At 50.2% G+C, this 15,733-nt stretch carries 12 protein-coding genes; 11 read left to right on the top strand and 1 reads right to left on the bottom strand.

The features are described from left to right. Window positions 1-16 precede the first annotated feature (16 nt). From hmcF to ACNI29_RS12865, 7 genes are all read left to right on the top strand, one after another. Complete coding sequence (hmcF, locus tag ACNI29_RS12895) at window positions 17-1,405, top strand: sulfate respiration complex iron-sulfur protein HmcF (protein ID WP_419778781.1); 1,389 nt, start codon at window positions 17-19, stop codon at window positions 1,403-1,405. Between the two features lie 57 nt (window positions 1,406-1,462). Next, window positions 1,463-2,356 (top strand): universal stress protein, encoded by an 894-nt coding sequence (locus ACNI29_RS12890; RefSeq protein ID WP_419778780.1) that lies wholly within the window; start codon window positions 1,463-1,465, stop codon window positions 2,354-2,356. Between the two features lie 98 nt (window positions 2,357-2,454). Continuing rightward, window positions 2,455-2,808: a DVU0259 family response regulator domain-containing protein gene (divK, locus tag ACNI29_RS12885; RefSeq protein WP_419778779.1), complete on the top strand. Its 354-nt coding sequence runs from the start codon at window positions 2,455-2,457 to the stop codon at window positions 2,806-2,808. 138 nt (window positions 2,809-2,946) lie between these two features. Then, window positions 2,947-3,318 (top strand): DVU0259 family response regulator domain-containing protein, encoded by a 372-nt coding sequence (divK, locus tag ACNI29_RS12880; RefSeq protein WP_419778778.1) that lies wholly within the window; start codon window positions 2,947-2,949, stop codon window positions 3,316-3,318. 59 nt (window positions 3,319-3,377) lie between these two features. Further along, window positions 3,378-5,342, top strand: a complete 1,965-nt coding sequence (locus ACNI29_RS12875) for a response regulator (RefSeq protein ID WP_419778777.1) — start codon at window positions 3,378-3,380, stop codon at window positions 5,340-5,342. 97 nt (window positions 5,343-5,439) lie between these two features. Beyond that, complete coding sequence (locus tag ACNI29_RS12870; RefSeq protein WP_419778776.1) at window positions 5,440-5,874, top strand: RrF2 family transcriptional regulator; 435 nt, start codon at window positions 5,440-5,442, stop codon at window positions 5,872-5,874. A 57-nt stretch (window positions 5,875-5,931) separates the two neighbouring features. Further along, entirely contained in the window at window positions 5,932-8,199 is a 2,268-nt protein-coding gene (locus ACNI29_RS12865; protein ID WP_419778775.1) for a PAS domain S-box protein, read from the top strand. 14 nt (window positions 8,200-8,213) lie between these two features. Here ACNI29_RS12865 and ACNI29_RS12860 read toward each other — a convergent pair whose 3' ends face one another. Further along, on the bottom strand, window positions 8,214-8,831 hold the full coding sequence (locus ACNI29_RS12860; RefSeq protein ID WP_419778774.1) for a CDGSH iron-sulfur domain-containing protein: 618 nt from the start codon (window positions 8,829-8,831) through the stop codon (window positions 8,214-8,216). Between the two features lie 194 nt (window positions 8,832-9,025). Between ACNI29_RS12860 and ACNI29_RS12855 the strand changes: the two genes are divergently transcribed. From ACNI29_RS12855 to ACNI29_RS12840, 4 genes are all read left to right on the top strand, one after another. Next, entirely contained in the window at window positions 9,026-9,631 is a 606-nt protein-coding gene (locus ACNI29_RS12855) for a TetR/AcrR family transcriptional regulator (protein ID WP_419778773.1), read from the top strand. A gap of 31 nt (window positions 9,632-9,662) precedes the next feature. Next, entirely contained in the window at window positions 9,663-11,042 is a 1,380-nt protein-coding gene (locus ACNI29_RS12850; protein ID WP_419778772.1) for an efflux RND transporter periplasmic adaptor subunit, read from the top strand. Further along, the gene (locus tag ACNI29_RS12845; protein ID WP_419778771.1) at window positions 11,039-14,158 is read left to right on the top strand and encodes an efflux RND transporter permease subunit; all 3,120 of its coding nucleotides are present in this window, start codon (window positions 11,039-11,041) and stop codon (window positions 14,156-14,158) included. Before ACNI29_RS12850 ends, ACNI29_RS12845 begins: the two co-directional genes overlap by 4 nt. Before the next feature lie 233 nt (window positions 14,159-14,391). After that, window positions 14,392-15,681, top strand: a complete 1,290-nt coding sequence (locus ACNI29_RS12840; protein ID WP_419778770.1) for a dicarboxylate/amino acid:cation symporter — start codon at window positions 14,392-14,394, stop codon at window positions 15,679-15,681. Window positions 15,682-15,733 lie beyond the last annotated feature (52 nt).

Here is a 15,733-nt window from a genome sequence, read left to right as displayed (position 1 = left end):
ATACAGGAGTAAGAAAATGCCTCAAGGTAAGCTTTGTAACAGACAGCCGATCACAACCGATGAGCAGCTCAAGCTGACTCTTTCGGATAAGAGCGGCAAGCAGTACTACGCTGAAATGAAAGAACTGGATGTGGACACCAACGCTCTGTGGGCCACTATCCAGAAAACAATGAAATCCAGACTGAAAACCTGGCTCGAAATCTGTGCCCACTGCGGCATGTGCGCAGACAGCTGTTTCCTCTATCAGGTGAACGACTGCGTACCCGAGCAGGTACCTTCTTATAAAATCCAGTCCACTCTCGGACACATCGTGAAGAAGAAAGGGCAGGTGGACAACGAGTTCATGCGTCACTGCATGAAAGTCGCATGGTCCCAGTGCACCTGTTGTAACCGTTGCGGCATGTACTGCCCCCACGGCATCGACATGGGTGTTATGTTCTCCTACCTTCGCGGACTCCTTTACTCTCAGGGCTTCGTTCCCTGGGAACTGAAAATCGGTTCCGGTATGCACCGCGTATACCGTGCACAGATGGACGTCACCACCGAGGACTGGGTAGAAACATGTGAATGGATGGCTGAAGAGACCGAGGAAGAATGGCCCGGTCTGACCATCCCGGTAGACAAACAAGACGCCGACATCATGTACACCTGTAACGCCCGTGAACCAAAACACTATCCGGAAGACCTTGCAGAAGCTGCAATTCTCTTTCACGTAGCCGGAGAAAACTGGACTGTACCTTCCGAAGGTTGGGAACAGACCTCCCTCTCCATGTTCGCCGGTGACTGGGAATGTTGTAAAGACAACGTCAACCACGTATATGATGCAATTGAGCGCCTGAACCCGGCCTGTGTTACCGGTACCGAGTGTGGTCACGCCCACCGTGCAACCGTTATCGAAGGTCCTTACTGGGCCGGTCGTGAAGATGGTCTGCCGCCCAAGCCTTACATCCACTACGTGGAATGGCTGGCTAAAGCACTGCGTGAAGGCAAGCTCAAAATCGATCCCGCAAAACGCATCAAGGAACCCGTCACACTTCAGGATTCCTGTAACTATGTGCGTAACCAGGGTCTTAAAGACGTTACCCGCGAAATTCTGAGCTACATTGTTGAGCCCGGATACTTCGTGGAAATGGCACCTAACAAAGAGCACAACTACTGCTGCGGTGGTGGTGGCGGATTCAACGGAATCGGCATGTACCGCGAACAGCGTAACGTTGCCCTGCGCAAAAAGATGGACCAGATTCTCGATACCGGGTGTAAACTGGTCATCGCTCCCTGCCATAACTGCTGGGATGCCATCCGTGACCTTGAAGAGGAATATGAAATCGGCATCCGCTGGTCGTTCCTCAAGCCTCTGATTATCGGTATGCTCGATATTCCCGAAGGCATGCGTGTCGAATGGTAGTAACACCCGTCAATGTGACAGGTGATCTGATATTGTCCGCAACGAACGAGGTGTCACATGTTTAAAAAAATCCTTTTGGCGACCACCGGCTCCCCTGCGAGCTTCGGTGCCGCACGCGTAGCTTTCGACATGGCGAAGCGCTACGATTCAGAAGTAACCATCTTCCATGTAGTGGGTGTGCCCACCAAGGCATTCTCTCACGTTGTCAACGATGTGCGTACCGGTGAAGAAGTCGAGGTAGATGCAGAATACCTCGCTTGGGTTGAAGAAGAACTCAAAACCACCTTCGCCAAGCAGTTCGAAGGAGCTGCAAACGCCAAGATCGTACTGACAACCGGTGTACCTGCCCGTGAAATCCTGCGTGAAGCCCGTAGCGCCGACAGCGATCTCGTTGTTATGGCTGCAAGCTCCGGCGAAAACGCATCCTTTCACAAAGGCTACCCCGGAAGTACCCTGCAGAAAGTTGCTAAGGCTGCTCGCTGCCCGGTTCTTTCCGTGCACCGCGAATCCGCATCCTACTGGGGCGGGTTCTCCAATATCCTTTTTGGAACCGACTTCTCCAAGCAGGCTGAGAGCGCATTCAAATTCGCTCTGTCCACAGCCCGCGAACTCGACTGCGACCTGACTATCTTCCATGCCCTGGATATCAGCGGCAAGGTTCTGGACCAGAATGAAATCGAGGAAAACCTCATCACTGCCCGCAAGCGCATCAGGGAAACCTACGTGCCGCTCATGGGTGATTTCAAGAACTATGATATCGAAGTATGGGAAGGTACTCCCTACGTCGAAATCGTCAAACTCGCCCGTGAGAAGAGCGTGGACCTTATCTGCCTCGCTCATCACACCAACGAGCTTGATCCGGAAAGAGCACGTATCGGCTCCACTGTCGAACAGGTCATCTTAAGGGCAAACTGCCCGGTGGTCAGCGTCAGCAAGCCCGATAAAGTTTAGGCTGTAAGCATAACTGAATCTAATTGATTATCGACTGCGGCCGGAAATTCCGGCTGCAGGACAAGATAAAGGGGATTGATTCAAAAGGAGGAGTTATTATGTCTAAGAAGATCTTAATTATAGATGACGATCAGGATATCCGTTCATACTTGGGCGATCTCTTCAGCGATAATGGTTATGAAACCTTGATGGCTGAAGACGGTGCAGTAGCAATGGAGGTTGTTACTGCTGAAAAACCAGATCTGATCACTCTGGACCTTGAAATGCCGGGCGAGTGGGGTCCGCGCTTTTACCGTAAGCTCTCTCAGAGCGACGAGTTCAAAAGAACTCCGGTAATAGTTATCAGCGGACTCCAGGCTAACAAGTACGCAATTCCCAAGGCTGTAGCCACCCTGACCAAGCCCTTCGATGCTGAAGAGCTTCTCAGGATTGTGAAGGACACAATCGGCTAACGGGAATCCATATCGAGGCCGGTCAGCACGGAAGTGCTGACCGGCCGTTTTTTTAACTTGAAAGATTGCGGAACTAAGGTGTAGGCTTCTCCTCACCAGAAGGTTGTAACCTTCTGAAATACCTAAAAGGTGACAAGAATGCCCAAAAAAATAATGGTCGTCGACGATGATCCGTATATCGTAGACTACCTTGTAAATGTTTTCGAGGACCACGGATACCTCACCTGCCGCGCTTTCGACGGGACTACGGCCTATGACATTGCCATGGCTGAAAATCCCGACCTGATCACGCTTGATCTGGAAATGCCAAATGAATGGGGACCCAAATTTTACCGCCGACTGACACAGGAAGAGCAATTTTCCAAGATACCTGTGATAGTTATCAGCGGCCTGCCCGGAATTCACATGGCGATCAAACGTGCAGTTGCGACAATTAAAAAGCCATTTGACCCGACCGAGGTCATTGAAATCGTGCGGAAAGCACTGGGAGAGGATAACGGACAGGATTAAAAACTCTGTCTGTTTCTTTGTTTCTAAATCCTGACTTCCAGATTTCATGAGGTGCGCCGATGTATAATAAAAAGCTGCTGCTGGTTGATGACGAGGATGGTATTCGACGCTTTCTAGGCCTGACCTTGATGGATCTGGGCTATGAAGTGGAAACTGCCAAGAACGGTGAAGAGGCGCTCAAAGCTATCCCGGAAGCGGATCCTTCTATAATTCTTACCGATATTAAAATGCCGCGCATGGACGGCATCGAGCTGCTCAAAGCTGTTAAAACAGACTACCCGCACATTGAAGTAATCATGCTTACCGGGCATGGAGACCTTGATCTTGCTATTGAATCTCTGAAATCAGAAGCGGCAGATTTCATCACCAAACCCATTGATGATGAAGTACTCGAAATTTCCCTTAACCGGATCATGGAAAAGATCGAGCTCAAGGATAAACTCCGGGAGCACACTGAGAATCTCGAACGTCTGGTTGAAGAAAAGACCCAGCGCATCGTAGAACTGGAACGCCAGAACGCAGCTTGTCAGGTTATCGAAGGCCTTAGTGAAGCTTTGTCCAGTGCAGCGCATGAAGTTGAAACCGGAAGCGGACTCTTCAACGAGCTTCCCTGCCTTGTATCCATCCATAACCGCTACCTTGAAATTGTTGCCGCCAACGAACTGCTTAAAGAAAGGCTTGGTGATGTTGTCGGCAAAAATAGCTTCGATATTTATTCCGACCGTGAATCAGCAGGTAACGCCTGCCCGGTCCAGCTGACATTCCAAACCCGCAAAGGGCAGCGCAGCAAGGAAACATTCATCGGCAAAGACGGCTCTGAAATACCGGTTACTGTCTACACTGCACCGATTCCCAACAAAAATGGGGAGATTGAGCTGGTACTGGATATTTCTGTCGACATGACCGAGCTTAAGCGACTCAATGACGAACTGCTTGAGACCCAATACAAATTCCAGCGTCTGTTTGACGAAGCCCCCTGCTACATTTCTGTACAGAACCCTGACTACTCCATCGCAGAAGTAAACCGCCGTTTTAAAGAAGATTTTTCCGAACCTCTCGGTAAAACCTGCTTTTCATCATACAAACACCGAGACCGTCCTTGTGAGGAATGTCCGGTGCAGCGCACTTTCAAAGACGGAGAAACACACCAGAGCGAGACCGTAGTCACCACCAAAGATGGCAAGCAGAAAAACATGCTGGTCTGGTCCGCGCCCATACGTAACGCCTATGGTGAAATAAAACAGGTAATGGAGATGTCCACAGACATCACAGAAATTCGCCGCTTGCAGGACCACCTGACCTCACTTGGCTTTATGCTCGGCTCCATGTCCCACGGTGTTAAGGGAATGCTCACCGCACTTGATGGCGGTATTTATCGTCTCGAATCAGGACTGCGCAAAGATGACCCACAACGAGTGAGCGAAGCAGCAACTGCTCTTAAAAACGTTGTCGGCCGGGTCAAAAAGATGGTCCTCGACATTCTTTACTACGCCAAGTCCCGGGAAATTGAGATGGAATCCGTGAACGCAGGACAGTTTCTGCAGGACACTGCCGCGCTGATTGTACCCAAAGCCGTTACTGCCGGGGTAAAATACGATATCGATATTCCCGAAGAACTGGGTGAGATTGAAATCGACTCCAGCTCCATGTCAGCCGCAATTGTCAACTTCCTGGAAAACGGCGTTGATGCATGTGAGCCGAAACATCCCGGCAAAGAATATCTGATCAGGGTTGCCGCGCGTGATCTCGAAGACAAGGTAGAACTCACAGTAAGCGACAACGGCTCCGGTATGGACCGTGAAACACGGGAAAAAATATTCACCCTTTTCTTTTCTTCCAAGGGCAAACGTGGAACCGGAATCGGACTATTCATTTCCAATCAGACAATCGAGCAGCACGGCGGTAGCATCACAGTTGAATCAGAGCTGGAAAAAGGAACTACCTTCACTATCATTTTGCCGCGCAAAGCTGGGCCTCAGCAAAAACAAAGGAAGCAACAAACTGCTTCCTGCCCCTGCGCTTAAGCGCTCACTTCTTTGCTGCTTTCAATCCGGGCCGTATCCTGCTATACAGGTATGATAAACTACGGTTAAATCAATAATATTAAACAAATAGACTCATATGAAATTAACTACCCGCTCAAGATATGGTGCCAGACTGCTGCTTGACATTGCCCTGCACTCTGAAAACGGACCTGTTCCCAGCAAAGACTCTGCACGCCGTGAAGACATTTCGCTCAAATATCTGGAAAAAATTCTCAAGATTCTAAAAGAAGCCGGATACATTATCGGTAAACGAGGCCCCAATGGCGGCAATGTGCTGACCATGGAGCCTGAAAAAATAACTCTCGGTAAGTTGACGGAAGCCCTTGAAGGCGAGGATAAAATCCTCGACTGTGAGGAAGGTGATGTAACCACATGTTCACGAGCAGCTGTTTGTCTGCGCCGTTCCATTTGGGATGATGCCAATCAGGCCATGTATAAAATGCTTGATTCTTATACCCTTGCCGACCTTATCAAAGACGCCCGCCTCTGCCCCATGGACAGGCCTGAATAGCTCCAAAAGCTGTTCTAATGACCAGCTGTAACTATCGCCGTAATCAGGGAGTGCAAAATGTTTAAAAAATACCGACAGACCCTGATTATGAAGATGCTCCTCTCCGGGGGCATAACCCTTCTTTTAAGCGTACTCCTCTGGACTAGCTTCAATGTCATATTCTTCAAGAAGAATGTAACCGACAATATCCAGTCGGACATTGCCATGCTTTCCGATACTGTCCTGCTCAGCCTGCATCACGCCATGATGCTGGACTCAAAAGAGTTCATCCAGAATGATATCAATAACATCAGCAGGCAGGGCGAAATCAAATCCATCCGGGTAATCAACAAAAAGGGCCAGATCATTTATTCAAATGATCCCGACGAGATAAATCACGTAATTGAGACTTCAAGCCCACCCTGCTGGAACTGCCACAAACACGACAATCCCCCGGCCATCATGAGCCTCAACCAGCGCACCCGGCTGAAAACTGTCAACGGCAAAAAATACATGGGGATTATTACCCCTATTCCCAATTCAAAAGGCTGCGCCCCCGGTCCATGCCATGTCCATGCAGTAGATGAAAAACTACTCGGCCTGTTGGATCTTGAGATCTCCACTGAGAAAAAAAGTTCCATGCTGGATACCTTTGAAACAGCAAACTTCGGTATCGCCATTGTGGTCTTCATCGCCACTTTTGGGGCGTTGTTTGTTTTTGCGTACAACTTCATATTCAAACCCCTGAGAAAAATCATCAAGTCTACAAGGGAATTCGGAGCTGCGCAGGACTTCATCGAAATCCAACTGGACCAGACCGATGAAATCGGAACACTTGCTGACGCGTTTAATATGATGGGCAGACAGGTACAGGAAAAGCATCGAGCTCTTCTGGAACAGAAGGAAGAATACCGCGATCTCTTTGATAATGTTCCCTGTCTGGTCAGTGTTGTCGACCTCAATTTCCGGGTCATCCGCCACAACAAGGCTTATGAGAAACATTTCGGCAAACCGCGTGGCAGGCAATGTTACCAGATAAACAAAGACCGCGACCGCAAATGTGAGGAATGTCCGGTCGAAAAAACTTTCTTTGACCTGACCCCGCACATGAGCGAAGAATCCGGTCTCTCCAAAGATGGCGAAAACATCCACTGGATTGTTTACACCTCACCCATCAAAGACCGTAACGGTAAAATTGTTGCCGCTATGGAAATGATGCTCGACATTACCCGGCGTAAAGAACTTGAAGAAAGCCTGGCTGCATCCGAACAGCGTTACCACGCCATTTTTGATTCAATTCCCGGTGCTGTATTCGTACTTGATGCTCAAGACCTGAACATTTTGAACTGCAATGATCCGGTGGAAGAAATATACGGCTATCCCCGTGAAGAAATTCAAGGCATATCTTTCCTGAATCTCTTTCGCGAAGAAGAGCGTGCAGACTACGACCACCTACTTAAAGTCAGGAAGGAAATCGGGCCATGTTCACAGGTTACGAAATCCGGAACCTCGATTTATGCCATGCTGCGCATTTCCCCGGCAGAGTTTGACGGTAACAAGACCCTGATAATTACCTGCAGTGACGTGACCAAGAAGCTTGAAGCCGAGCAGCAGCTGATTCAGGCCAGCAAAATGAGCACACTGGGCGAAATGGCATCCGGGGTGGCCCACGAACTGAACCAGCCCCTAGCCATTCTTAAAACCATCAGCAACCTGCTGATGCGTAAGGTATCCCGTAATCAGCAGATTGAACCCAAGATCCTGCGCGAAATGGCAGAAGGTGTGGATACCCACGTCAACCGGGCCAGCAAGATCATCGACCATATGCGCGAATTCGGCCGCAAGTCGGACATGAAAACCACACCCGTGCAGGTCAATGACGTCCTGCGCCGTGGTTTCGATTTCTTCAGCAGGCAGCTGACACTGCGCAATATCCATGTGGAATGGAACCTGAACAGCCATCTTCCGCAAATAATGGCCGATGCCAACCGCCTTGAGCAGGTCGTCATCAACCTGCTCATAAATGCGCGTGACGCCATCGAAGAACGCTGGAAAGACAGTGTTCCGCTAGCGGACGACAAAAAGATTTTCATCAGTACGGACTTCTCCGACCAACACGTTATCATTAAGATTTGTGACACCGGTCCGGGCATCCCCGATGCTATTCAGGGGCGCCTTTTTGAGCCTTTCTTCACCACCAAGGATGTCGGCAAAGGAACAGGTCTCGGCCTTTCCATCTCTTACGGAATAATTAATGACTACAACGGCGTAATATCCGTATCCAACGAACCGGATCAGGGAGCCTGCTTCACGATCACTTTTCCCTACGAAAGCGGGGAAAAGTGATCATTGACCAGCACCTATCCCTTGAAACCATTCTCTTCATGCGATCCGTCGCATAAAGGTTTTTTCGCGGAACCGCCACATCGGCACAGAGTATAATGATCCGCCATGGGCAACAGCTTGTCTGAATCCTGATCGTCAAACAAATTAACCTCGCCCTGTACATGGAGCGGACCGTTCTTTTCGACAACTACCTGCGGATTATCAAAATAGTCCTTTATATGCTTTTCCTCTAGAATGTAGCTCAAAGCACCGGAAGGACATTTTTTAATGGTGGCGATGATGTCTTCAACGGGTGCTGCATCCGGCTCATATTTAGGTTTATCATGAGTTCCAAAAACAGCCTCTAGTTCACCGCACGCACCATTTCCCATGCATAAATAGCGATCAAAGACGATGGTGATATTCTCACCGTCATAAACTTCAACCTCTTTCTTTTCCGAATCTTCACGAGTTCCTACAAATCCGGCGGCAGAGTGACTGCCATCACACATAGGTTTGTATTTTGATTCCCCGCAGCGGCACAACGAACAGACGCGCGCGGTTTTAATCTTTGCCCCGTCATTGCCGACAAGCTGTGTATCTACAGATAAAAACGGACTATACTGAGTAAGGACAATCTGGCTTTTCTTCACAGGAAACTCCTCTGCTGGTTTATAGAAAATAATCAGACAAGCCTGAGACAATACCAGAACCTATACCACAAGCACGGCATACTTGTTAACCGTCCCGCACTTGGAATTACATCTTTCGACAATGACTTATTGACAAGATCATCAGCCGCCCATATTGTGAATGTGAATTCACTTTCACAAAAAAGAGGTTAGATATGGCTCGTGAAAAACTCTCAACTAAAAAACGACGCGAACAAATCGCCGAAGCAGCTCTGGAAATCGCGGCAACCGAGGGTGTTAAGGAAATCACTGTCAGCAATGTTGCTGCAAAACTGGGCCTCGCCCCTTCCGCCCTATACAGGCACTACAAGGGCAAAGAACAAATTCTTGAAGCAGTTGTGGAATTAATGGGAACCCGGCTTGCATCTCTTTTGGAACAATCCGCAACCGAAGCTGACACGCCGCTGCAAACACTGGAGATACTTCTGGTCAGGATTATCGGCCTGGCGCACAAGCTGCCAGCAATTCCCATGATATTATTCAGCGAAGAAATATTTCAAAGACCACAAGAAGGTAATTCAAAATTTGCAGCCATTCTGGAGAACTACATTAAAAAACTTGTTCAAGTGATGGCCGAAGGTCAGAAGGCAGGTATTTTTACCCGGGAAATCCCCCCTGCCAACCTCGCAATCATGTTTGTCGGGCTCTATGTGCCGCCTATGCTGCTCTACTACAGCAGTGGTAAAAAGTTTGATTTGGAAGGACAGGTTACGTCGGCATGGAAACTTTTCCGAAAGGTTCTCAGTCCGGCTCAAGATTAACGTACTAAAACTTTCCAATGCAGGACCAGCAATGCAAAATAAATCCTTATTCAAAAAGCTACTTTTCATCCCGGCTATCGCTGTCGGCATCATCATTTTGATTTTCATGGTTAAAAGCAAAACACCGCCACAGGAATCCGGACTGGGGGAACAGGCAAAAGCAGTACGCGTAATCAAGGCCCCGGAACTTTCAGTCAGGCCCAAGGCCAAAGGATACGGTTTTGTAAAGCCCGGTCAGGAATGGGAAGCTGTGGCGGAAGTTCCGGGCAGGATTGTCTATTTCAATAAAAAACTACGCAAGGGGGCGATCATCGGCAGGGATGAGATACTGCTCAAAATTGATCCGGCCCAGCGTCTGACCGCCGAAAAACAGGCTGAAGCAGATGTGCAGAACCTGCTGGCCCAGTTGCAGGAACTGGAACAACGCGAAGTCAACGTTAAACGTCAGTTGGCCGTTGAAAACAAATCACTGAACATCAGCAAGATTGAACTGGAACGGCGTCAGCAACTTGTAAAGAACGGAGTTATCTCCCGTTCCGAACTGGATCAGGAAGAAAAAATCTATCTGGCCCAGAAAAATGCGGTCCATAATTACCGAAATACCCTGAATATCATCCCGGCAGAACGACAGGCCCTGCTGGCCAAGGTAACCTCGGCCCGCTCCCGGCTGGACGATGCCCGCTATGATATTGAAAAAACCATCATCCGTGCACCATACGATTGCAGGATATCAGCTCTTGAAGTGGAACTTAATGAAGCGGTAAAAAGCGGACAGGTGCTAGTTACCGCCGACAGCATGGGCGTATCTGAAACACTGGCCCAGATTCCCCTTTACGCCATGATCAACGTTGTCCCCATGCCGGAGGAAGATATTTCATTCCTTGGAGAGGAACGGACTTACGATATTGACCGGGTTATCCAGCGTATGGGCCTTACCGCAGTAGTCCGTTTGCAAACCGCCTACGGACCGGTGGAATGGAATGCCCGCGTAGCACGCATCAGCGAACGGATTGATCCCAAAACCCGCTCCATAGGAGTATATGTCGCCGTAGACAATCCCTACATCAAATCACGTGGCTCCAAACGGCCTCCGCTTATACGGGATATGTACGCTCAGGTGGAACTTCGCGGCAGACCGAGGCCTCCGGCTGTTGTCATTCCCAGAGCGGCCCTGCATGAAGACCGGGTTTACGTGGTCAATGCCGAGAACAGACTTGAAATAAGAAAAGTCAGCAGCGGCTACACAACCGGACGCCTTGCCACGATAACCGAAGGACTGAAAGCCGGAGAAACTGTTATTGTCTCCGATCTCGTTCCGGCAATCGGCGGCATGCTGATCGACCCCGTAGCCGATCCTGAAGCACTTGCAACCCTCAAGGGTGAAGCCGAAGGCGAACGGAGTGCACAATGAAACGCTTGATCCGTATATTTGCCGAGCACCCCACCGCCGCGAACCTGCTCATGCTCATCTTCCTGTTCGCCGGGCTGCTCGCTGCCCCCAAGCTGGTCAGGGAAACCTTTCCCGATTTTGCATCCACCGAGGTGGAAATCACCCTGAAATATCCCGGTGCAACTGCTGAAGAAGTCGAGGAAGCAGTCTGTCAGCGTATTGAAGATGCACTGGACAGCGTGACCGATGTATACGAAATCCGCAGTGATGCCAGAGAGAATGTCGGCAAGGTCATAGTTGAAATGGACGAGGACGGCGATATCGGCCTCTTCCTGACTGATGTTAAAACCGAGGTGGAAGCCATTGACAACTTCCCGGACCAGACCGAACAACTGACCATCCGCCAGTTAAGCCGGACCGACCCGGTAGTCTCTGTTGCTGTTTCCGGACCCATGTCAGTCTCTGACCTTAAGATTTATGCCGAACAGCTCAAGCGGGAACTCAAGCGTCTGCCCGGAGTTTCACAGGTCGTCATTAAGGGATTTTCAGACCATCAGATCCGCATTGCAATTCCGGCTGAGGTTCTAATGGAACTGGGCCTCTCGGTATCGGAAATTGCGGACCGCATCAGCAGACAGTCAATCAACCTCCCGGCGGGAACCATCGAGACCTACGATACCGACATAGTGGTCCGCTTTGACGACGAAAGGCGCAACCCGCGTGAATTCGAAGACCTGATCGTTACTTCCTCCCAAAACGGGGGTGAAGTCCGCCTCGGCGATATCGCGGTCATCAGGGACAGGTTCGAGCTGGATGAAGCCAAGATTATATTCAACGGCAAACGCGCCGCCATACTGAATATAGAAAAAACAAAAAAAGAAGATGCCCTGCGCATCATGGAAGAAGTTTCCGCATTCCTTGAAAAGAAGCGCATCACCAGCCCGCCGGACATGGAATTCATCCTGACCCAGAATGTTTCCAAAATCGTACGAGACCGTCTGGATATGCTGCTCCTGAACGGCCTTGAAGGCTTGCTGCTCGTATTCGCGGCCATGTGGCTGTTCTTTTCCTTCCGCTATTCCTTCTGGGTTTCATTAGGACTTCCAGTAAGCTTCATCGGCTCACTCTGCGTCATGAATATCATCGGTTACTCCCTGAACATGCTGACCATGGTCGGCCTGCTGCTGGCGACCGGTCTGATCATGGATGATGCCATCGTCATTGCCGAGAATGTGGCCGCCCACCTCGCCAAGGGCAAAAAAGCCATTGATGCGGTGGTGGACGGAACCAGTGAAGTTGCCATCGGTGTATTTTCCTCATTCACTACTACGGTATTCATCTTCGGCTCAATTGCGGTTCTCATCGAGGGTGATATCGGTAAGGTCCTGCGGGTTATGCCTGTTGTGCTGATCATGACCCTCGGGGTCAGCCTTATCGAAGCATTTTTCATCCTGCCCAACCACTTGGTACATGCCATTGAAAAGCGGACCAGTGAGCCGGGACGTTTCCGGCTGGCTTTTGAAGCCCGCATTGACTGGTTTCGCGAACAGGTTGTCGGACGGGCTGTGGATGCTGTAATCAAATGGCGCTACCTGTTTGTAGGTCTTGTACTGGCTCTCTTCATCGCTTCCATCTCCATGATCGCAGGCGGAGTGCTCAAGTCCAGCGCCTTCCCGGAAATCGACGGAGATGTGCTACAGGCCCGAGTGCTTCTTCCGCAGGGAACTCCACTGCACCAGACTGAAGAAGTGGCCGGGACAATCGTTTCCAAGCTTGAAAAAATCAATAAAGAATTAACCCCGCTTCAACCGGAAGGAGCATCCCTTATCAAGCATGTAGCTGTGTTGCACAACACCAACGCCGATGCTTATGAGGCAGGTCCACATCTGGTCACAGTATCCGCAGATTTACTTGATGCTGAAAAACGGTCCACTACCATAGACGAACTGTCCGCCAAATGGCGGGAAGCAATCGGAAACATGCCGGACGTGATCAATATAACCTTCAAGGAACCTTCCATAGCCCCCGGAGGCTTGGCTATCGATATCCGTCTGCAGAGCAACAACCTGCACGACCTCAAGCAAGCCTCCCTTGAACTCAAGAACTGGCTGGAGCAATACGCCGGGGTCCTTGACCTAGACGACGACCTGCGCCCCGGTAAACGGGAAATGGTCCTGACCCTCAAGCCTGGCGCAATGGCCTTCGGACTTGATGCCGGAACCATTGCCAACCAATTACGTGCTGCATTCTACGGCAAGGAGGCATCAGAGATTCAGGTTGGAACTGAATCATATGAAATCGACATCCAGCTTGATACCGAGGACCAGAACAGCCTTGCGGATCTGGAGCTGTTTCACGTTACCGCTGCTGACGGATCACAAATTCCGCTCGGTGCTGTTGCCGATATGCAGGAAAGACGCGGCTGGGCACGTATTGCGCGCATTGACGGACTGCGAACAGTAACCATGCGCGGAGATGTGGATACTGACGTAGCCAACGCCGAAGAACTGATCAAGGAGGTCAAACTGCATTTCATGCCCGATCTCATGGAACGTTACCCTGATATTGAGTTCACACTTGAAGGACAGGCCAAGGAATCCGAAAAAACCGGATCATCCATGCGTACCGCGCTGCTGGTCGGAATATTCGGGGTCTTCATACTCCTCTCCCTGCAATTCAGGAGCTACATAGAGCCTTTCGTAATTCTCACCGCCGCCCCGCTAGCCCTGATCGGCGTAATCTGGGGTCACATACTCATGGGCCTCGACCTGACCATGCCATCCATCATGGGCTTTGTGTCCCTTGTTGGTATCGTGGTCAACGATTCAATCCTGCTGGTCCAGTTCATCAAATTAAGGCTTGCCGAAGGTGTGGATTTAGAAACTGCCGCCAGCACTGCCAGTCGCCAGCGTTTCCGCGCCGTGCTGCTCACATCGCTGACCACTATCGTCGGGCTGCTGCCCTTGCTGGTAGAACGAAGCCTGCAGGCTCAGGTGCTTATCCCGCTGGCAGCGAGCATTGTATTCGGACTTGCAGCTTCAACCCTGCTTGTGCTGCTGGTGGTCCCGTCCATATACACGATCCTCGGTGATTTCGGTCTTACAACCCACCACAGGGAGCAGAAAGAACGTTCCTGAATCATTCCCACGATTATCCTCTAACCAATCCCAAAAAAGACCGTCCGCCCAAGATGCAGACGGTCTTTTTCAGTTTGAATGCCTAAAACTTGCGAAATAAACCAGGAACTGCTATTTCAGCCTACTCTTTTTATGAATCACACATAAATACCCCTGCATTTTTGCGATAAACGAAATTTTGTTTATCTAAAAATCCACTTTAAGCACATCTTTAATTTAACACAGGAGGGCGGATGTTTTCTTGGTACTTCAAAAGTAACCTGTTGGTTCGTATCATTATTGGTCTGGTCTTAGGAGCCATCGCAGGACTTGTTTTAGGTCCTGATGCAAAAGTACTATCACCGCTTGGTGATATACTGGTCCGCTCACTTAAAATGATAGTTATGCCCGTAATTGTCTCGACCATCATCGTCGGAGCGGGAAGTGTTAAGCCCAGCCAGCTTGGTAAGGTAGGCGCGAAGTGCATGAGCTTTTATATGCTCACCACAGGATTCGCGGTTGCCATCGGACTCTTTTTCGGAAACATCCTCCAGCCGGGCAACGGACTTGAGCTGGCCGCAGAAGGTGCGACCTTCAAACCAGCCGCAGCAGCCAAGGCTACTTCTTTTCTCGATATCCTGATCAACATCATCCCCAAGAACCCCTTTGCGGCAATCACCACCGGGGATGTTCTTTCCACCATATTCTTCTGCATCATCACCGGTATCGCAATCTCTGTGCTGCGCCACAGCGAAGACGCCCGCATCAAAAATGCTGGTGATTCCCTGTTCTACCTTTTCGAAGGCCTTGCCGAAGTCATGTATCTGATCATCAACTGGGTGCTGCAGTACGTACCTATCGGTGTTTTTGCGCTGATCGCCGTTGTTTTCGGTGCGCAGGGTTCCAAGGCTTTCGGCCCGCTGGGTGTCGTTGTAATCGCCACCTATCTCGCTTTTGCCTGCCACATCTTTTTTGTCTACGGCGGCGGACTGATGCTCTTCGGCATTAACCCTCTCTCCTTTTTCAAAAGGGTCAAGACCGCTTCCATTGCAGCGTTCGTAACCAGAACAAGCAGCGGCGTCCTGCCTATCAGCATGGAAGTTGCTGACAAGGAACTGGGCGTTGATAAAAGTATCTACTCCTTCTCCCTGCCGCTGGGAGCAACCATCAACATGGACGGAACCGCAATTTATCAGGGGGTCTGTGCCCTGTTCATCGGCTACGCCATAGGTGAACCCCTGACCGCCAGCCAGCAGATTACTGTTATCGGGACCACTGTTCTGGCATCACTGGGTACTGCCGGTATTCCTGGAGCAGGAGCTATCATGCTCATGATTGTCCTCAACTCCGTAGGATTGGAAATCACCGCAGGCTCCCCTACTGCTCTGGCCTATGCCATGATCTTCGGCATTGATGCCCTGCTCGATATGGGCCGCACCTGCACCAACGTTACCGGGGACCTCGCGGTTACCTGCGCAGTTGCCAACAGCGAAAATGAAATCAACAAAGAATGCTGGAAAGCAAAAGAAGCTACCCAGCAATAGCATCCGCATTTACACAAAAAAAACGGTCGGCTCCATCTGGAACCGACCGTTT

The organism is Maridesulfovibrio spiralis (SeqCode), assembly GCF_048571135.1.
Lineage (GTDB): Bacteria > Desulfobacterota > Desulfovibrionia > Desulfovibrionales > Desulfovibrionaceae > Maridesulfovibrio > Maridesulfovibrio spiralis.
The sequence above is the reverse complement of the archived record's forward strand: the minus strand, read 5'-3'. Positions and strand labels throughout refer to the sequence as shown.

Bases quoted from the DNA above. Each gene is read 5' to 3' on its own strand.
- hmcF (WP_419778781.1), top strand. From the start codon at position 17: ATGCCTCAAGGTAAGCTTTGTAACAGACAGCCGATCACAACCGATGAG.
- ACNI29_RS12890 (WP_419778780.1), top strand. From the start codon at position 1,463: ATGTTTAAAAAAATCCTTTTGGCGACCACCGGCTCCCCTGCGAGCTTC.
- divK (WP_419778779.1), top strand. From the start codon at position 2,455: ATGTCTAAGAAGATCTTAATTATAGATGACGATCAGGATATCCGTTCA.
- divK (WP_419778778.1), top strand. From the start codon at position 2,947: ATGCCCAAAAAAATAATGGTCGTCGACGATGATCCGTATATCGTAGAC.
- ACNI29_RS12875 (WP_419778777.1), top strand. From the start codon at position 3,378: ATGTATAATAAAAAGCTGCTGCTGGTTGATGACGAGGATGGTATTCGA.
- ACNI29_RS12870 (WP_419778776.1), top strand. From the start codon at position 5,440: ATGAAATTAACTACCCGCTCAAGATATGGTGCCAGACTGCTGCTTGAC.
- ACNI29_RS12865 (WP_419778775.1), top strand. From the start codon at position 5,932: ATGTTTAAAAAATACCGACAGACCCTGATTATGAAGATGCTCCTCTCC.
- ACNI29_RS12855 (WP_419778773.1), top strand. From the start codon at position 9,026: ATGGCTCGTGAAAAACTCTCAACTAAAAAACGACGCGAACAAATCGCC.
- ACNI29_RS12850 (WP_419778772.1), top strand. From the start codon at position 9,663: ATGCAAAATAAATCCTTATTCAAAAAGCTACTTTTCATCCCGGCTATC.
- ACNI29_RS12845 (WP_419778771.1), top strand. From the start codon at position 11,039: ATGAAACGCTTGATCCGTATATTTGCCGAGCACCCCACCGCCGCGAAC.
- ACNI29_RS12840 (WP_419778770.1), top strand. From the start codon at position 14,392: ATGTTTTCTTGGTACTTCAAAAGTAACCTGTTGGTTCGTATCATTATT.